This is a genomic window from Vibrio sp. RE88, from assembly GCF_013113835.1.
Classification (GTDB): domain Bacteria; phylum Pseudomonadota; class Gammaproteobacteria; order Enterobacterales; family Vibrionaceae; genus Vibrio.
Genome location: NZ_VTYQ01000010.1, coordinates 44733 through 61778, shown reverse-complemented (window position 1 = coordinate 61778; position 17046 = coordinate 44733). Strand labels below are relative to the sequence as shown.

At 46.8% G+C, this 17046-nt stretch carries 15 protein-coding genes; 8 read left to right on the top strand and 7 right to left on the bottom strand.

Going from position 1 to position 17046, the window contains the following annotated elements:
* The first annotated feature begins 148 nt into the window (after positions 1 to 148).
* Together F0265_RS20480 and F0265_RS20475 are read left to right on the top strand one after the other, a co-directional pair.
* Positions 149 to 451, top strand: coding sequence for a PTS fructose transporter subunit IIB (locus F0265_RS20480; protein WP_006959770.1), 303 nt, complete (start codon positions 149 to 151; stop codon positions 449 to 451).
* Entirely contained in the window at positions 448 to 1224 is a 777-nt protein-coding gene (locus F0265_RS20475; protein ID WP_171750186.1) for a PTS sugar transporter subunit IIA, read from the top strand. Before F0265_RS20480 ends, F0265_RS20475 begins: the two co-directional genes overlap by 4 nt.
* On the opposite strand, the gene F0265_RS20470 is transcribed toward F0265_RS20475, so the two are convergent.
* On the bottom strand, positions 1221 to 2063 hold the full coding sequence (locus tag F0265_RS20470; protein ID WP_019274123.1) for an AraC family transcriptional regulator: 843 nt from the start codon (positions 2061 to 2063) through the stop codon (positions 1221 to 1223). The two genes, F0265_RS20475 and F0265_RS20470, sit on opposite strands and share 4 nt — an antisense overlap.
* Positions 2064 to 2405: 342 nt before the next feature.
* On the opposite strand from F0265_RS20470, the gene F0265_RS20465 reads away from it, so the two are divergent.
* Both F0265_RS20465 and F0265_RS20460 read left to right on the top strand, forming a co-directional pair.
* A complete protein-coding gene (locus F0265_RS20465) occupies positions 2406 to 4301 on the top strand; it encodes a fructose-specific PTS transporter subunit EIIC (RefSeq protein ID WP_171750185.1) in 1896 nt (631 codons plus the stop codon).
* 122 nt (positions 4302 to 4423) lie between these two features.
* On the top strand, positions 4424 to 4978 hold the full coding sequence (locus F0265_RS20460; protein ID WP_171750184.1) for a gamma-glutamylcyclotransferase family protein: 555 nt from the start codon (positions 4424 to 4426) through the stop codon (positions 4976 to 4978).
* Positions 4979 to 5009: 31 nt separating this feature from the next.
* Here the strand turns inward: F0265_RS20460 and F0265_RS20455 are convergent, their stop codons facing one another.
* Together F0265_RS20455 and F0265_RS20450 are read right to left on the bottom strand one after the other, a co-directional pair.
* Positions 5010 to 5612 (bottom strand): outer membrane beta-barrel protein, encoded by a 603-nt coding sequence (locus tag F0265_RS20455; RefSeq protein WP_021455761.1) that lies wholly within the window; start codon positions 5610 to 5612, stop codon positions 5010 to 5012.
* A 165-nt stretch (positions 5613 to 5777) separates the two neighbouring features.
* Positions 5778 to 6110 carry a tRNA-binding protein gene (locus tag F0265_RS20450; protein ID WP_095664608.1) on the bottom strand — a complete coding sequence of 111 codons (333 nt, stop codon included), beginning with the start codon at positions 6108 to 6110 and terminating at the stop codon, positions 5778 to 5780.
* A gap of 164 nt (positions 6111 to 6274) precedes the next feature.
* Here F0265_RS20450 and F0265_RS20445 point away from each other — a divergent pair, with 164 nt between their 5' ends.
* On the top strand, positions 6275 to 7273 hold the full coding sequence (locus F0265_RS20445; protein WP_171750183.1) for a substrate-binding domain-containing protein: 999 nt from the start codon (positions 6275 to 6277) through the stop codon (positions 7271 to 7273).
* 55 nt (positions 7274 to 7328) lie between these two features.
* Here the strand turns inward: F0265_RS20445 and galM are convergent, their stop codons facing one another.
* The 4 genes from galM to galE all read right to left on the bottom strand — a co-directional run bounded on the left by galM (position 7329) and on the right by galE (position 11802).
* A complete protein-coding gene (gene galM, locus F0265_RS20440) occupies positions 7329 to 8387 on the bottom strand; it encodes a galactose-1-epimerase (RefSeq protein WP_171750182.1) in 1059 nt (352 codons plus the stop codon).
* Between the two features lie 9 nt (positions 8388 to 8396).
* Positions 8397 to 9557 carry a galactokinase gene (gene galK / locus F0265_RS20435; RefSeq protein ID WP_171750181.1) on the bottom strand — a complete coding sequence of 387 codons (1161 nt, stop codon included), beginning with the start codon at positions 9555 to 9557 and terminating at the stop codon, positions 8397 to 8399.
* A gap of 111 nt (positions 9558 to 9668) precedes the next feature.
* A complete protein-coding gene (locus tag F0265_RS20430; protein WP_171750180.1) occupies positions 9669 to 10721 on the bottom strand; it encodes a UDP-glucose--hexose-1-phosphate uridylyltransferase in 1053 nt (350 codons plus the stop codon).
* A 61-nt stretch (positions 10722 to 10782) separates the two neighbouring features.
* A complete protein-coding gene (gene galE, locus F0265_RS20425) occupies positions 10783 to 11802 on the bottom strand; it encodes a UDP-glucose 4-epimerase GalE (RefSeq protein WP_171750179.1) in 1020 nt (339 codons plus the stop codon).
* Between the two features lie 339 nt (positions 11803 to 12141).
* Between galE and ebgR the strand changes: the two genes are divergently transcribed.
* The 3 genes from ebgR (at position 12142) to F0265_RS20410 (ending at position 17035) form a co-directional block, all read left to right on the top strand.
* On the top strand, positions 12142 to 13128 hold the full coding sequence (gene ebgR, locus F0265_RS20420) for a transcriptional regulator EbgR (protein WP_171750178.1): 987 nt from the start codon (positions 12142 to 12144) through the stop codon (positions 13126 to 13128).
* Positions 13129 to 13490: 362 nt separating this feature from the next.
* Positions 13491 to 16580 (top strand): beta-galactosidase subunit alpha, encoded by a 3090-nt coding sequence (ebgA, locus tag F0265_RS20415; RefSeq protein ID WP_171750177.1) that lies wholly within the window; start codon positions 13491 to 13493, stop codon positions 16578 to 16580.
* A 2-nt stretch (positions 16581 to 16582) separates the two neighbouring features.
* Positions 16583 to 17035 (top strand): beta-galactosidase subunit beta, encoded by a 453-nt coding sequence (locus F0265_RS20410; protein ID WP_171750176.1) that lies wholly within the window; start codon positions 16583 to 16585, stop codon positions 17033 to 17035.
* Positions 17036 to 17046: the final 11 nt, after the last annotated feature.

Sequence of the window (17046 nt, the reverse complement as noted above, 5' to 3'; positions counted from 1 at the left end):
GTTAAGAAAAATCGTGTCTTTATGACCCTACAAAATCAGGTCATAAGGACACATAAGAGTAATAAGAATGCAAATTTTGAAGATCTGGATCATTGACCCAAGTCGTCAGAAGTTGACAATAACCCACCTGGACATTGTGAGGTTTTAGATGAAAATTGTTGCTGTAACCGCCTGCCCTACCGGAATTGCTCATACTTACATGGCTGCCGATGCATTGAGTAAAGCTGCACCTAAAAAAGGCTTGCAGATCAAGGTCGAAACTCAGGGTGCAATGGGGATTGAAAACCCTCTCTCCGCTCAAGATATCATGCGCGCAGATTTGGTTCTGATTGCTTCAGATATAGAAATAGAACAGCGGGCGCGCTTCACTGGTTGTAAAATCCATGTTGTTACCATTGAAGAAGTACTGACCAATGTTGATGCCGTTCTCGACAGGTGCAAATCACTGTGATTGAGCGTCGCATTACGTTCGTTCTCCCTGAGGATGGATTTGCCAGTTGGAAAATCAATCGCCTCAAAGCCTTGAGCGGGATGTTTCGCTCGGTGGTCGTGTTACTTAATGTCACCAAGTGGGAAAGAGCCAATATCGAGCACCCTTTACAGGTCATGTCGTTGGGCAGTCAGGAGTTCGATTTATGTCAGATACACATTGAAGGCTCCGATGCAGAATTGGCCTGCATGGTGTTTACCAATTTCATCAGCGATCAGTTCACCTTGGTCAATACTGCGCATAAGAGTAACCAATTAACCAATATTACGCTGCTCAGCAATCTGCCCACTTTTCATCTCGATTTTCCACTTAGCTACTTACACCACCACAGTGATGTTGACACTAAGTCAGCGGCATTCAGCATCGCGACAAAATGTATTACCAGCTCAAACCCTGCTTTGATATGCGAACAGTTTGCGCAGCGAGAGCAAACCTCTTCAACCGCTATTGGGCATGGCATCGCCCTTCCTCACATCATGAGTGAAGCGATTGATATCCCAAGTGTCAGCATTGTGTCGCTGACAGAAGAATTAGACTGGAACTCTCCAGCTCAGGGTGACGTCAGTATGATCATCGCTATCGCTTTACCACATAACGCTTCACGTGATGTGTTGCTAGCCTTTACGCGCCTGACTCGCTCATTGCTGGCTCCAGACTATTGCCAGTTGCTGCGTACCAGCCACGAACCACAAGCGTTAAAAGCTCTTCTTACCCATAAGCTGGCACAAACCTAACTCGCCCGATATTCGCTCGGCGTCATACCGACTTTGTTCTTAAATACCCGAAAAAAATAGTTGGCATCTGCGTAACCACAACGGTTCGCCACTTCCTGTAGACGGAAGTCATAGCGCTTGAGCATAAACTTAGCACGGTCAATTCGAACCCAGGTGATGTAGTCGGCCAGTGTCATATGCCCTTGCTGGCGAAACAAACGCGACAAGTGATTGGGGGAAATGTTAAACCGCGAAGCAATCGACGTCCGGGTAATCGCCCGATGAAAATTCTCTTGAATATAGATACAAATCCCTTGGTAAAGATCTTCACTGTGGCTTTTCGAACTGCCATCAGGCTTTTGTAGCATTGACTGGCAGTAGCTGAGCAGAGCCACCAGCAAATGTTCATCCATCGGAGCTTTTTGAGGTTCCTGAGCTAGTGCGTTCAATGCCTGCAAAATATGATCGACCGCATGCCCAGTTCGGGTCGGTACAGAATATTTCTGGATGTCATAGAAACCGCTTTCCCCTGCACGTTTGCTCACCAAACTGAAACCTAACTGGCGACGGCCAAACAGCAAACTCAGTACCGAGCATTCGTTTTCCCAGTTCGGTTTATTCCAACAGTTAGGAGGAATATAGAGTGCATCTCCACTCAATACGCTAATGTCCGCAATCCCTTGTTCAGGATCTTCAAGTTGATTGAGGTACTCGCCACTTAAAACGAGCTCAAGCCGTGGAAAGTTCACCTGATAGCTAAAAGCCGGGGGCGTGAGTTTGTCTGCAGCAAACCAGATACGACTAAAATGCTCCCGTTCATGAATAACATTATCGAGTAACTCATGGAATATATGGCTCATAGCCCCCTCTCAAACAATCACTTTTCGTGACTTCCATCAACAAAAAACACATAAAATCGAGGTTACTATACTCTAGTTTTTACGATTTGTATTTTTCCTTTCAAAGATAGAAACACTCAATAAAAAACAATAAACACTTGATATTTAATAGTTAATTAAAAATAAAACAAACTACTTACACTTAAGTCAATAATTGAGTTCGATCACACTCCAAATTCATAGTTACAATAATCCAGTAAATGCATTTCTGGTACACTAAAAATCCTTGACTGAATCCCCCACAATTACCCTCAGATAAAAAAACAAGTTCCGCACAGATCGGAACCAATCGGGGTAAACGAGATGATCACAGACTTAATCAATCAAGAGTTGATTTGCTTAGATCTCCAAGCAACAACCAAGCAAGAAGTATTCGAAGAACTGATCGAACTGCTGAGCAACAACCACCGCATCAGCGACAAAGCACAATTCCTCAATGACATTCAGGCTCGAGAAGAGATTGGCAACACAGGCTTTGAAGATGGCGTCGCGCTGCCTCATGCCAAAAGTGCCGCGGTTTTCCAACCCGCTGTCGCGATTGGTATTAGCCGCCAAGGGATAGAATACGGCGCAGAAGACGGTCAGCCGAGTAAACTATTTTTTATGATTGCCTCTCCTGATGGTGGTGCCGATCATCATATCGAGGTGCTAGCCGAACTCTCTTCCAAACTGATCGAAGACGGTTTTATTGAACGTTTTATGCAGGCTAGTTCTTCTGAAGAAGCGTTAGAATTACTGCTCGCTAAACCACAAGATTTGCAAGACAACCCAGAAGCCGATCAAGGCTTTTTAATCGGTGTTACCGGCTGCCCAGCAGGCGTTGCGCACACATACCTAGCCGCCGAAGCCTTAGAAAAAGGCGCCGCTGAACTTGGCTATCAAATCAAGGTCGAAACCAATGGCTCTATCGGGGTCAAAAACACGCCGAGTTCAGAAGAGATAGCTAAGGCTGACGCTATCATTGTCGCCTGTGACAAACAGGTTGATATGAATCGCTTCGCGGGAAAAAAGGTCATCACGACAGGCGTCAAAGCCCCTATCAGCGATGCTAAGGGTTTGATAGAAAAAGCGCTACAAGCGCCACTCTATACAGCGAGTGAAGAAAGCCAAACGACTGAAACAGCCTCTTCGAATGCACGTAGCGATTTATACCGCTACCTGATGAACGGCGTTTCACACATGATTCCATTTGTGGTCACAGGTGGCCTGCTGATCGCACTTGCGCTGGCTATTGGTGGCGAGCCAACCTCTGCAGGAATGGCAATTCCTGAAGGCAGCATGTGGCAAAAAGTACTGGATGTCGGTGTGGTGTCGTTTACCTTGATGATCCCTATCTTGGCGGGCTACATAGCCTATGCGATTGCAGACCGTCCGGGTCTCGCACCAGGATTAATCGGTGGCTGGATTGCCAACAATGGTTCTTTCTATGGTGCGGAAGCTGGCACAGGTTTTATCGGAGCCATCGTTGCGGGTCTACTGGTTGGCTATTTTGTAAAATGGCTGACGAGCATCAACTACCATAAATTTATTCAGCCATTGGTGCCTATTATGATTGCACCAATCCTAGGTTCTTTGTTTATATCCAGCCTGTTTATCTTCGTCATTGGTGCACCCATTGCGAGCTTGATGGATGGCCTGAATGCGATGTTAGTCAGCATGAGTACTGGCAGTGTGATTCTGTTGGGCATTGTCTTAGGTGGTATGGCTGGTTTTGATATGGGCGGGCCGTTTAACAAAGTCGCGTTCTTGTTCTCCGTCGGTATGATAGCCAGTGGTCAGACTCAGTTTATGGGCGCCATGGCGTGTGCAATTCCTGTAGCACCTCTTGGTATGGGTCTAGCCACTTTCCTTGGTCGTAAATTCAATCTCTTTGAAGCATCAGAAATCGAAGCTGGTAAAGCGGCTGGCGCCATGGGCTTAGTCGGTATCTCAGAGGGCGCAATTCCATTTGCCGCGCAAGACCCAATGTCTGTGATTCCTGCTAACGTGCTTGGCTCTATGGTCGCGGCCGTAATGGCATTCTCATTTGGTATCACCAACAGCGTCGCGCACGGTGGCCCAGTCGTCGCATTACTTGGCGCAATGAACCTACCACTGATGGCACTCGTTTGTATGGCGGCAGGTACAGTCGTGACCGCCCTAACCTGTATTTCACTTAAGAAGATGCGTAAAGCGAAAGCACAGCTAGCAACCGCTTAATCATTTAAGCACCTTAAGCGCCATCCCCCTATTTTGCGCGCTATTCAGACCCCGTTTTTACGGGGTCTTTTCTTTTGTGGTAAAAACCTTTAGGTTGTTTGTTGAACACAGAGGGAAAATACATGGCAATTTATATCTTTGGCTACGGCAGTTTAATGAACTCCGCATCGAGACAACTGACAGGAAAAACCGCGCAAGCGTTGCCTGCCATTGTTCATGGCTTCAGACGCTACTGGGGTAAAGTGGATGACAGTTATATCCTTTCACCACTGGTCGTAAATAAAGGCGAAGGCTTAGTCAATGGAGTTCTACTCGAAATCAGCGAAGACGAGCTGAGTGAATTTGATGTTCGCGAGCGAGGCTACCATCGAGTGGAAGTGCCCCATTCACAGCTTGAGTGTGATAACCCGTTTGGTGCCAATGATCAGGTTTGGGTGTATATCAAAGATAACCCAGAGCCACCATGTAACCTGAGCCCTATCATGCAAACCTATGTCGATACCGTATTAGCAGGCTGTCTGGAAATCTCCGAGCAGTTTGCCAAACAATTTATTGAGCACACCATCGGCTGGCACTTCCCAAGAGAAGATGACCGGCATGCGCCTAAGTATGGCAACCTCGCTGGTGTAGAAGAACACCATTATCCGGTGATTGATAAACTAATAAAGGGAGCATAATGCTCCCTTTTCAATTCGGTAATACAAGCGGTTAGAACTTGTAATCAAGACCTAAGAACAAAGTGTCCATATCGAAGTCTGCATTGTCGTACTCTGCCGTTGTCGTACGATATCCAGCGTTAATGCTCCAATTGTTATTGAATGCATAGCCTGCTTCAACACCGTAAAGTACTGAAGAGCCAGAAGCCGTAGAACCGTTGGACTTGTTTTCACCACCAACACCACCGATACCAAAGATTCCACCTAGATAGAAACCTGAGTTACCAAAGTAGTACTGAGGTTTCACGTTCAAGTTAAACGCTGAAAACTCAAGGCTATTCACCGCAGTATCGCCTTTCAGGGCAATATCAAAAGATCCGTAAAGCGCGTACTCAGCTTCTAGACCAACAACAAATGAGTCAGCGATATGGAAGTTATAACCAATTGCTAGTGCTGCACTTGTAGATGACACATCACCCGTAGAGCTTGCACCATCCCAGTTTGTCGCATTAACATCGGTATCAATGATATCTGCACCTAGATACCAGCCATTTTCAAGGTAACCGCGTTCAGCCTGCTGTACATCTACGTTTTCCGCACCAACTGCCTGAAATGAAACTGCCGCGACTAGAGCCGCTAATAATTTTTTATTCATTATAATTCCTATATGTTTTGAACTACTTCATAAAAGTTCGCGTGCGAATATAGGAATCCCACCAATAAATAAAACCATTAATATTTCATATAATGATCAGCATCTCATTATCATATTAAATATGAATGCTAATTATACAGTCAGGCTGGTGATACAGTCTCTAGGCTAAACAACACGCGTCCCCACCGGCATTGATCGTTCAGGAGTCAGCAAAACACTTTCTGACTCGTCATCGGTTTCAGCACATAGCAACATACACTCAGAAGTTTCGCCACGCATCTTGGCTTTGGCGAGGTTACATAGCACCACCACTTCTTTGCCCATCAGCTCTTGCTCCGTGTAATAAGGCACTAAGCTTGTGACGGTCTGCAGTCGCCTTTCCCCAACATCAATTTGAACAATGTACAGTTTATCGGCGTTTTGATGACGGGCAACTTCAATGATCTTGCCTGTTCGCATCTCCAGTTTTGAAAAATCAGTGTAAGCGATCGTATCCATGATAAAACTCCAAGTAAAATTTACTAAAAGACAACGTTTACACTAACACTTAACTCTTACATAACAAGTGGTAAAGATCGCATTTATCGCAGTAAAAAGTGTCTCAAATTGCTTCATTTTCACAAACAGTGTTTAATGTTCAGGTTCAACTTATGAGGTAAAGCATGGCAACGATAAAGGATGTGGCAAAAGAAGCGGGAGTCTCTATCGCAACGGTTTCACGCGTTATTAATAAATCCCCTAAAGCCAGCCAGTCGTCCGTTGATTCAGTCACCAAAGCAATGGATAAGCTTGGCTATCGCCCCAACGCAGCAGCGCGTTCACTGGTCAGTCAAAGTACCAATACCATGGGTGTGCTGGTTAGTGATGTTTCCGATCCGTTTTTCGGCACTTTAGTCAAAGCTGTTGACACGGTTGCTCATGAGCACGGTAAACATATTTTGATTGGCAATGGTTATCACGATGCTGAACAAGAGCGAAAAGCGATCGAACTTCTGATCAACAATCGCTGTGAAGCCCTCGTCATCCACGCTAAAGGTCTCTCCGATGAAGAACTGATTGGCTACGCCAAAGAAGTCAAAGGAATGGTCATCATCAATCGTCATATTCCTCAATTGGCGGAACGTTGTATCTCGCTCGATAACCATAAAGGGGCTTACCTAGCAACGGAGTACTTGATTCGTCACGGTCATACCAAGATTGCCTGTGTCGCTTCTAACCACGGGATTGAAGATTCACAACAACGAGTTGAAGGCTACCTTGCCGCACTGCGAGATCATAATATTGAGTTGCCGAGTAGCTATATCGAATACGGTGAGCCGAATAACGATGGTGGTGAAATTGCAATGACCAACCTACTAACCAAATCGTTAGAGATCACTGGCGTTGTCGCTTACAACGACTACATGGCCGCTGGCGCATTATCCGTTCTGGATGAAAATGGGATTCAGGTACCACAACAGGTATCGATGATGGGTTTTGATGATGGACTGATCGCTCGCTACGTCCACCCTCGCCTGAGTACCGTACGCTACCCAATTCAAATGATGGCAGATAAGGCCGCACGCCTTGCTTTGTCGTATGCTCGTCAAGAGCCTGTCGAGAACGACACCATTATCTTCTCACCAACAGTGGTGCGACGAAATTCCGTTGAGCGGCTATAGCAATTAACAAAGAAGGCGCTGTCTCAGCGCCTTCTTGATAGTTAGCCTTCCATGTTTAACACTCAAAAGCGTAAACCGTCGAGTAACAGTACTCTTGATTCGGTTTGAGAATACAACTCGGTTGAGGCCACTCAGAGTGATTGGGTGAGTCAGGCAAAAATTGAGTTTCTAGCGCCACCCCAGCGTAATCTGAATACGTGCTACCACTGCGGCTAGGTGTGCCTTCTAACCAGTTTCCGGTATACAGTTGAAGTGCGGGTTTATCGGTGGTTACACTCATCTTCACTTTGCCATCCTGACTGGATAAACGGGCGATAGGCTGACGTTTATTGCGTTTAGGATCAAAATAGAAGCTGTGATCATACCCCTTGGCGATTTGCTGCTGCCCATCAAGCAAAAAGTCCTGACGAATGACTTTCTGCCATCTAAAGTCAAACCCAGTACCATCGACTAAAGACAATGAACCATGTGGAATGCCATCTTCGGATATCGGCAAGTAATACTCTGCGTCGATTTGCAGAAGATGCTCACGTCCGTCAATACCGGATTCAGCTCCATGAAGGTTAAAGTAGGCGTGATTAGTTAAGTTGACTGGCGTTGCTTTATCGGTCGTTGCCAGATAACGAATTTCGACCTGATTGTCTTCGCTCAGCGAATAGCAAACTGAGGCATCTAAGTTACCAGGAAAACCCTGATCTCCATCCTTAGACTGATAGCTGAACACCACCTTGCTTTGACTTTGCTCGACAATTTTCCAGCGTACTTTATCCATTCCGACTGTGCCGCCATGTAAGCAGTTACCAGCCTGATTGGTTGTGAGCTGATGTGTCTTCCCTTCCAACTCAAAACAACCTTTGGCAATGCGGTTTGCGTAGCGCCCTACTGTTACCCCCAAGTAACTTTGTTGAGCTTGAAAGTCAGACATGGCCCCTACACCAAGTAAGACCTCGCGTTGCTCGCCGCACGCCAAAGGTAGCTGACAACTGAGCCAGGTGGCTCCGATGTCCATCAACACAATGCTGCCCCCTGCAGCATTGGTCAATTCCACAAGCTGAGCAGGCTGACCGTCAAAAGCAGGCTGCTCAGTCATTGTCACAAATAAGGATGATTTCATGGTTGGTCCTTATAAGGCTTCGACTAAGCCAGCACCACTTTTAGCCTGACAAACATAGATAGATTCTTTTAGCCCTGTCGCCGCGTGGTACTGGTTCTCAACCGCTTCCGTCACTTTGTCTACTAGTGAGGGTGGTACTAAAGCCACAATACAACCGCCGAAGCCACCACCTGTCATACGTACACCGCCTTGCTCACCAATCACGGACTTAACAATCTCAACTAAGGTGTCGACCTCAAACACAGTAATCTCAAAATCATCACGCATTGAAGCATGAGACTGAGCCATCAACTCTCCCATACGTTTAAGGTCATTGGTTCTTAATGCATCAGCGGCTTCAAGCGTACGGTCATTTTCAGTAATCACATGGCGAGCGCGTTTGGCAACAACGTCATCAAGCATCTCAGATTGCGCATTAAACTGCTCAATGGTGACATCACGTAACGCTTTAACACCGAAACGCTGTGCAGCGTTCTCACACTGCTCACGTCGGGTGTTGTATTCACTCCCCACTAAACCGCGCTGTTTATTACTGTTAATGATCATCACGGCCACGTCTTCTGGCATAGAAACGGGCTGCGTTTCCAGAGAACGGCAATCCAGCAGCATAGCGTGGTTTTCCATTGCCTCAGCCGAAATCATCTGATCCATAATCCCGCAGTTGCAGCCAACGAATTCGTTTTCTGCCTGTTGGCCATTAAGTGCAACTTCTGCCTGAGTCATTTCAAGGTTGTAGAGTACTTTGAACGTCTGACCAATCACGACTTCTAGTGCAGCCGAAGAACTCAGCCCAGCCCCCTGAGGGACATTGCCACTCACCGCAAGATCAGCACCTTGGATGTCATAACCGCGCTGCAGTAAAAACTTCACCACACCTCGGATGTAATTCGCCCACATCTTGTCTTGTTGGAAAGTGATCTCTTCAGCGAGGTCAAACTCATCCACCTGATCATCATAATCAACCGCAATGATGCGGACTCGACTGTCATCTCGTTTTGCAGCCGCCACTACCGTCTGATAGTTAATGGCACATGGTAGGACAAAACCATCATTGTAGTCGGTGTGCTCTCCAATCAGGTTGACTCGCCCCGGCGCCTGAATAATGTGGCTGGGTTGGTAATTCAGCACCTGTTTAAACGATGCTTTTACTGCTTGAGTGAGTTCTGACATATTAGATTCCTAGCCTTAAGTTGTTAGTTTTCAGTGATCAATAATCACCACCGAAAATTTGATTCGTCACATCTCTATTGGGTCAAGGTTACCGCTCAAAATAGAGCGGAATTATCCTTCTTTGTAGTGCACATCACTGACGTCACGCAGGCGCTGCGCCGCCTGTTCCGCAGTCAAATCACGCTGACTCTCCGCGAGCATCTCGTATCCGACCATAAACTTACGCACTGAGGCACTGCGCAGTAGTGGCGGGTAGAACAACGCATGCAATTGCCAATGTTCAATATCCGTTCCCTGTTCAAAGAAAGGCGCGTAATGCCAGCCCATGGAATATGGAAAAGAGCACTGGAACAGGTTGTCATAACGGCTCGTGAGCTTTTTGATTGCTACGGCAAGATCGTCACGCTGCGCTTCGCTCAGCTCATTCATGCGGCGGATATGAGTTTTCGGTAATAACATGGTCTCAAACGGCCAAGCCGCCCAATACGGCACCAGTGCCACCCAGTGCTCAGTTTCGACCACAATGCGTGAGCCATCTTTTAGCTCAGCGTCTACGTAATCGACCAGAAGATTGGAACCATGTTCGTCGTAATACGTTTTTAAGTGATGCTCTTTACGTTCAATTTCATTGGGTAAAAAGCTATTGGCCCAGATTTGTCCGTGTGGGTGAGGCTGTGAACAGCCCATGGTTTCGCCCTTGTTCTCAAACGCTTGCACCCATACGTACTCTTGACCCAGTTCTTCAATTTGTTCATTCCAGGTATCAATAACACCGCGGATCTTTTCCACTGGCAGCTCTGGCAATGTTTTGCTGTGGTCTGGAGAAAAACAGATCACTCGACTTAATCCGCGAGCACCCTGAGTTTTAAACAATGGGCTGTTAGATTGCGGTGCCTCAGGCGAATCCGTCATCAAAGCGGCAAAATCATTGGTAAACACATACGTCCCCTGATAATCCGGGTTTACATCACCAGAGATTCTCTCGTTTGTCGGGCACAGAAAACATTTCTCGTCATAGCTCGGAAGCTCATCAACCGCTGGATTTTCATCGGCGCCACTCCAAGGGCGTTTCGCTCTGTGTGGTGAGACCAATATCCACTGACCTGTCAGTGGGTTGTAGCGACGATGTGGGTGATCCACAGGGTTAAACTCAATCTTCGACATCTCAATTACTCAACTTAAAAAATTCAATCTTGTTCTGCATTTCAATCAGGATCAGTCCCACTTAAACATCGGGATATCCGGACGGGTTGTCCGATTGCCAGCGCCAAGTATCCGCGCTCATCTCCGCCACACTGCGCGTCGCTTTCCAGCCCAGTTCCTGTTCGGCCTTTTCAGTACTTGCCCAACACTCTGCAATGTCACCCGATCGACGCGGGCACAACTCATAAGGCACTGGCTTACCACAAGCAGCGCCAAACGCATCCACCATCTCAAGAACGCTGGAACCTCGGCCCGTACCTAGGTTATAGATGTGTAGCCCGGCTTGTTCACCGACTGACTTTAAGGCCGCAATGTGGCCATCGGCTAAATCCATAACATGAATATAATCACGCACACCGGTGCCATCTGGGGTTGGATAATCATCACCAAACACCGATAACTTTTCTCGGCGCCCAACGGCCACTTGAGCAATGAATGGCATCAAATTGTTTGGGATGCCTTGCGGGTCTTCGCCCATAGTGCCGGACGGATGAGCCCCGACCGGGTTGAAGTAACGCAATAAGGTAATACTCCAGCTATCATCGGCTGCGAAAAGATCACTCAAGCATTGCTCCACCATGTATTTGCTGCGGCCATAAGGGTTGGTCGTGGCGCCAGTTGGCGAGTCTTCCGTAATCGGTACCACCTCAGGGTCGCCATAAACGGTCGCTGACGAACTGAAGACGATGCTCTTTACACCAGCTTTGCGCATCGCACGCGCCAGCACCAAAGAGCCATTCACGTTGTTGTCGTAGTACTCAAGTGGTTTTTGGACTGACTCCCCCACCGCTTTCAGACCAGCGAAGTGAATGACCGCGCCAATCTGATGCTGCTCAAAAACGCTATCCAGAAAAGCTTCGTCACGAATGTCGCCCAAATGAAAACACGGTCGCTGGCCTGTAAGCGCTTCTATTCGATCTAACACCGCCTGTTTCGCATTACATAAGTTATCAATGATGATCGGTTCCATGCCCGCTTCAATCATCTGCACGCAGGTATGACTGCCGATGTAACCCATTCCACCTGTGACTAGTACTTTCACTCTTGCCTCTCTGTCTAAACGCCTAGTGTGTGATCTTCGGTTCGCTAAAAGTCTAGCAATCAACAAGGATCACTTTCCGTGATCAAATTCGCATTGTGTAAACGTTTCCACAAATTATCATTTAGACTCACATATAACCAATCAAGTAAAAGCGGATAGGTAAATGCAACATTGTTAAGCTTAATCAGTGGGATACCTGTCCACAGTGACATTCTGTTGCCCTGCACATTCCTAGTCAGAAATTTTTACTAAAAATTATTACAAGCGTATGAGGATTGTTTACAATGGCGGAAACAGTGACTTGCCCAAAGGAGTTGGGCTCGCCAACGGAAAAAACACATGGCTACATTAAAAGATATTGCAACAGAAGCGGGCGTTTCATTAGCGACCGTCTCCAGAGTTCTCAATGACGATCCGACATTGAGCGTCAAAGAAGAAACCAAACACCGGATTCTGGAAATTGCCGAAAAGCTGGAATACAAAACCAGCAGCTCAAAAAAGTCGATTCTGGCCAGAAAACAGCAGCACCACTTTCTGGCGGTATACAATTACAAGCAGGAAGCGGAAGTTAACGATCCTTACTACCTCTCGATTCGCCATGGTATAGAAACCCAATGTGACAAACTGGGCATCGAATTGACCAATTGTTACGACAGCGAAGTATCAGTAGAGAGCAATAAGATCACAGGTGTTCTCCTAGTCGGCCGTAGTAGCGCCGAAGTGCTAAAGGGTGTTGAAAAACTCACCGACAATATTTGCTATGTGGATTTCAGTGATAGCGAGTCACCCTTCGATTCCGTCGATATTGACCTAGTGCGCATCAGTAAAGAGATTACCGATTTCTTTATCGACCAAGGCTATCAGCGTATCGGCTTTATCGGTGGCCAAGATACCACTGACACACCAGACATTCGTGAGGTGGCCTTTGCCGAGTATGGTCAACTGAAAGGCGTGGTCTCTTTGGACGATATCTATCGTGGTGATTTCACCAGTTCTTCTGGTTACGATTTAGCGAAACAAATGCTGGCAAAGGATGACCACCCGAGCGCTCTATTTATTGCCTCTGATTCGATTGCCATCGGCGTATTACGTGCGATTCATGAGCAAGGGCTAAGCATTCCTCAGGACATTGCTCTAATCAGTGTGAATGACATTCCGACGGCTAAGTTTACCTTCCCGTCTTTGTCTACCGTGCGGATTCATTCTGAGATGATGGGGATTCAGGGCGTTAACCTGCTGGTAGAAAAAGCCCGCGATGGTCGAGCATTACCGCTTCAGGTCTATGTTCCAAGTAAACTCAAGCTTCGCGACACGACAAAATCTTGATCGCCACTCCCCTTCTCCGTTATATAAGGCGCTGATTTTCAGCGCTTTTTATTATTAAAAACAAGTACACACCTACATTACGCTGCTGTTTTACTGATTTTTACTTTCCAGATAATCACTCCTTTACCCAGATCACAGCTTTCAGATAGATCGCTCAATAATTCGTGATCAAGTTAAAGTAAAACGTTTTCACACATTTATTTTAGTAAAACTTTTACTAAAATATTTTCCAGATAGTCAAAAAAGACTTTTACTCACTATTGCGTCGGCATAGCCCAATTCACTTTGAATCAGTGTGAGCGTATTCACCACCAGACTTTTTTAAAGTGCAAACAAGCTGCCTTAGCCGAGGGAGAACGAACGTGAACAACTGGGAAAACTTCCTACATTTGCATGAGAACCGTATGGCACCACGTGCTTACTTCTTCTCGTACGACTCAGTAAAAACCGCTCAAACATTCCAGCGTGAACTAAGCCGCCACTTTATGCTGCTAAGTGGTCAATGGAACTTTAACTTCTTTACTAACCCACTGTTGGTACCAGAAGAGTTCTACTCACAAAAGATGGAACAGTGGGGCCAGATTACGGTTCCCAATATGTGGCAAATGGAAGGCCACGGCGACCTTCAGTACACAGACGAAGGTTTCCCATTCCCGATTGATGTGCCTTTTGTTCCTAGTGACAACCCAACCGGCGCTTACCAACGGACATTCACACTCGGTGAGAACTGGAAAAACAAGCAAACCATCATCAAATTTGATGGCGTAGAAACTTACTTTGAAGTGTATGTAAACGGCGAATACGTAGGCTTTAGTAAAGGCAGCCGCTTAACCGCTGAATTCGATATTTCTAACTATGTTCAACAAGGTGAAAACCTGCTTTCAGTACGAGTGATGCAGTGGGCTGACTCCACCTATATTGAAGACCAAGACATGTGGTGGACAGCAGGTATCTTTCGCGACGTCTATTTGCTCGGAAAAGAACAAGTTCACGTCCAGGATATAACAGTTCGCACTGATTTCGACGACGATTACGTCGCGGCGACACTTTCTTGCCAAGTCGAAATAGAAAGCCTATCTGCTCTGCAAGCCTCAGGCTATGCCCTTGACTATGTATTGATGGATAAAGGCCAGCTTGTTGCGCAAGGTTCATGCAGTAACCTGACCATCGACAACAAAACGCAGACGAGTTTTACGCTTGAGATCGACGCCCCCATCCATTGGACAGCAGAAAACCCGTACCTTTACCAACTGGTTTTAACCTTAAAAGACTCGCTAGGTAAAACCCTTGAAGTCATTCCTCAACGTGTTGGTTTCCGTGACATCAAAGTGCACGATGGGCTGTTCTATATCAACAACCAATACGTGATGCTGCATGGTGTTAACCGCCACGACAACGATCACCTAAAAGGTCGTGCTGTCGGAATGGATCGCGTAGAGAAAGATTTGGTGTTGATGAAGCAGCACAACATCAACTCAGTCCGCACCGCGCACTACCCGAACGACCCTCGCTTCTATGAGCTGTGTGACATTTACGGTCTGTTTGTGATGGCTGAAACCGATGTTGAGACTCATGGTTTTGCCAACGTCGGGGATTTAAGCCGCATCACTAACGATGCTACCTGGGAAGCGGTATTCGTAGATCGTGCAGAACGCCACGTCCACGCTCAGAAAAACCATCCTTCTATCATCATGTGGTCAATGGGTAATGAGTCAGGCTACGGCTGCAACATTCGCGCTATGTACGAAGCGACCAAAGCCATCGATGACACTCGCCTAGTCCATTACGAAGAAGACCGTGATGCGGAAGTGGTCGATGTCATTTCCACCATGTATTCCCGTGCACAACTGATGAATTACTTTGGTGAGTTCCCACACGAGAAACCACGCATCATCTGTGAATACGCACATGCAATGGGCAATGGCCCGGGCGGTTTAACCGAATACCAGAATGTGTTCTACCAACATGACCACATTCAAGGTCACTATGTCTGGGAATGGTGTGACCACGGCATTCTCGCTCGTGATGAAGCAGGGACAGAGTTCTACAAGTACGGTGGCGACTACGGCGATTACCCGAACAACTACAACTTCTGTATGGACGGCCTTGTGTACCCAGACCAAACACCTGGTCCGGGCCTGAAAGAGTACAAGCAAGTCATTGCACCAGTGAAAATCCGTGCGGTTGATGAACGAGCTGGCAAGTTCCTGATTGAGAACAAATTGTGGTTTAGCGATATCAATGACTACACCATCACCGCAGATATCCGTGCTGAAGGTGAAACACTGCGCAGCGTTCAGTTCAAGGTAGACGATCTTGCCGCTAATTCTGAGCGTGAAATCGACATTGCCATTCCACAGTTGGATGAGCGTGAAGCCTTCATTAACTTCACAGTACGCAAAGACTCTCGCACACTTTACAGCGAAGCCAATCATGAGGTTGCTGTTTACCAATACCCACTCAAACAGAGCACTGCGGTTGAAGAGCTCTTTACCAATCACAACTCGACACCACTTCACGTAGAAGAGAGTCGACTTAACTATTTGATTTCAGGTCACAACTTCGCTCTCAACTTCTCGAAAGTGAACGGTAAGCTGACATCTTGGCTGATTAATGGTGAGGAACTGATCAAGTCTGAGCCCAAGCTCAACTTCTTTAAGCCAATGATCGATAACCATAAACAAGAGCATGACGGTCTATGGGAACCAGCGCACCTACAAATCATGCAAGAGCACTTCCGCACACTAAATGTTGAGCAAGTGGATGGTAAAATCGACATTACGACCACCAGTATTATTGCCCCGCCCGTGTTTGATTTTGGTATGCGCTGCGAGTACCGCTACCAAATCAATGCCGAAGGTCAGCTGAATCTTGAATTAAGCGGCGAACGTTACGGTGATTACCCGCATGTGATACCTGTCATTGGCTTGGACCTTGGCATAAACGGTCACTTCGACCAAGTGAAATACTACGGTCGCGGCCCTGAAGAGAACTACCAAGACAGCAAACAAGCCAACCTGATCGATGTTTACCAAAGCACAGTCGCTGACATGTTCGAAAACTACCCGTTCCCACAAAACAATGGCAACCGCCAACATGTTCGCTGGGCAGCACTAACCAACCGTGACGGCATGGGATTACTGGTAAAACCGCAACAAGAGATCAACTTCAGCGCTTGGTTCTATACCAACCAAAACTTGCATCAGGCACAACACACGACGGAGCTAGAAAAGAGCGGTTATATCACCCTCAACCTAGACCATAAATTGATGGGGCTTGGTTCTAACTCTTGGGGCAGTGAAGTGCTCGATTCATACCGAGTGTATATGGATACCTTCCGCTATGGCCTCACCCTGATGCCATTGCAGGCCGGAGATTGCAGTGCGCAAGACCTAGCCGACCATAACTTTGGTCACGACTTCTTTACTCCCACTCAGCGAAACGAGGCATAACCATGATCGTGTTAGAAAACTTAGCGCAATTCAAAGTCGTTTACCGCGATGGTCGTAAATGGAACCGCTGCATTGAAGCGATTGAAAACATCTCCAACATCAAAGATGGCGTAATGCATTCAATTGGCGACTCTCTGGTTTACATGATTGAAGATGGAGTGGCTCGTCACACTGAAACTTTTGAAGGCAACCGTCGCTACTTCGACATTCATTACTACCTAGAAGGTAAAGAGACGGTTGAATTTGCTGAAAAATCTCAGCTTGAGCTTGTCGACAACTATCGCGATGAGACCGACCGAGAATACTTTTCCGGCCAAGGCGATACCCGCGAGCTGGTGGAAGGCCAAATCGCCATCTTCGATAACCACAACGCTTACCGCTTTCACGGCGATCACGCCGTGAGGAAAGTGGTACTTAAAGTCACCGTTGAGGACGGCTACTTCCTCAACAAATAACCCTGAATAAT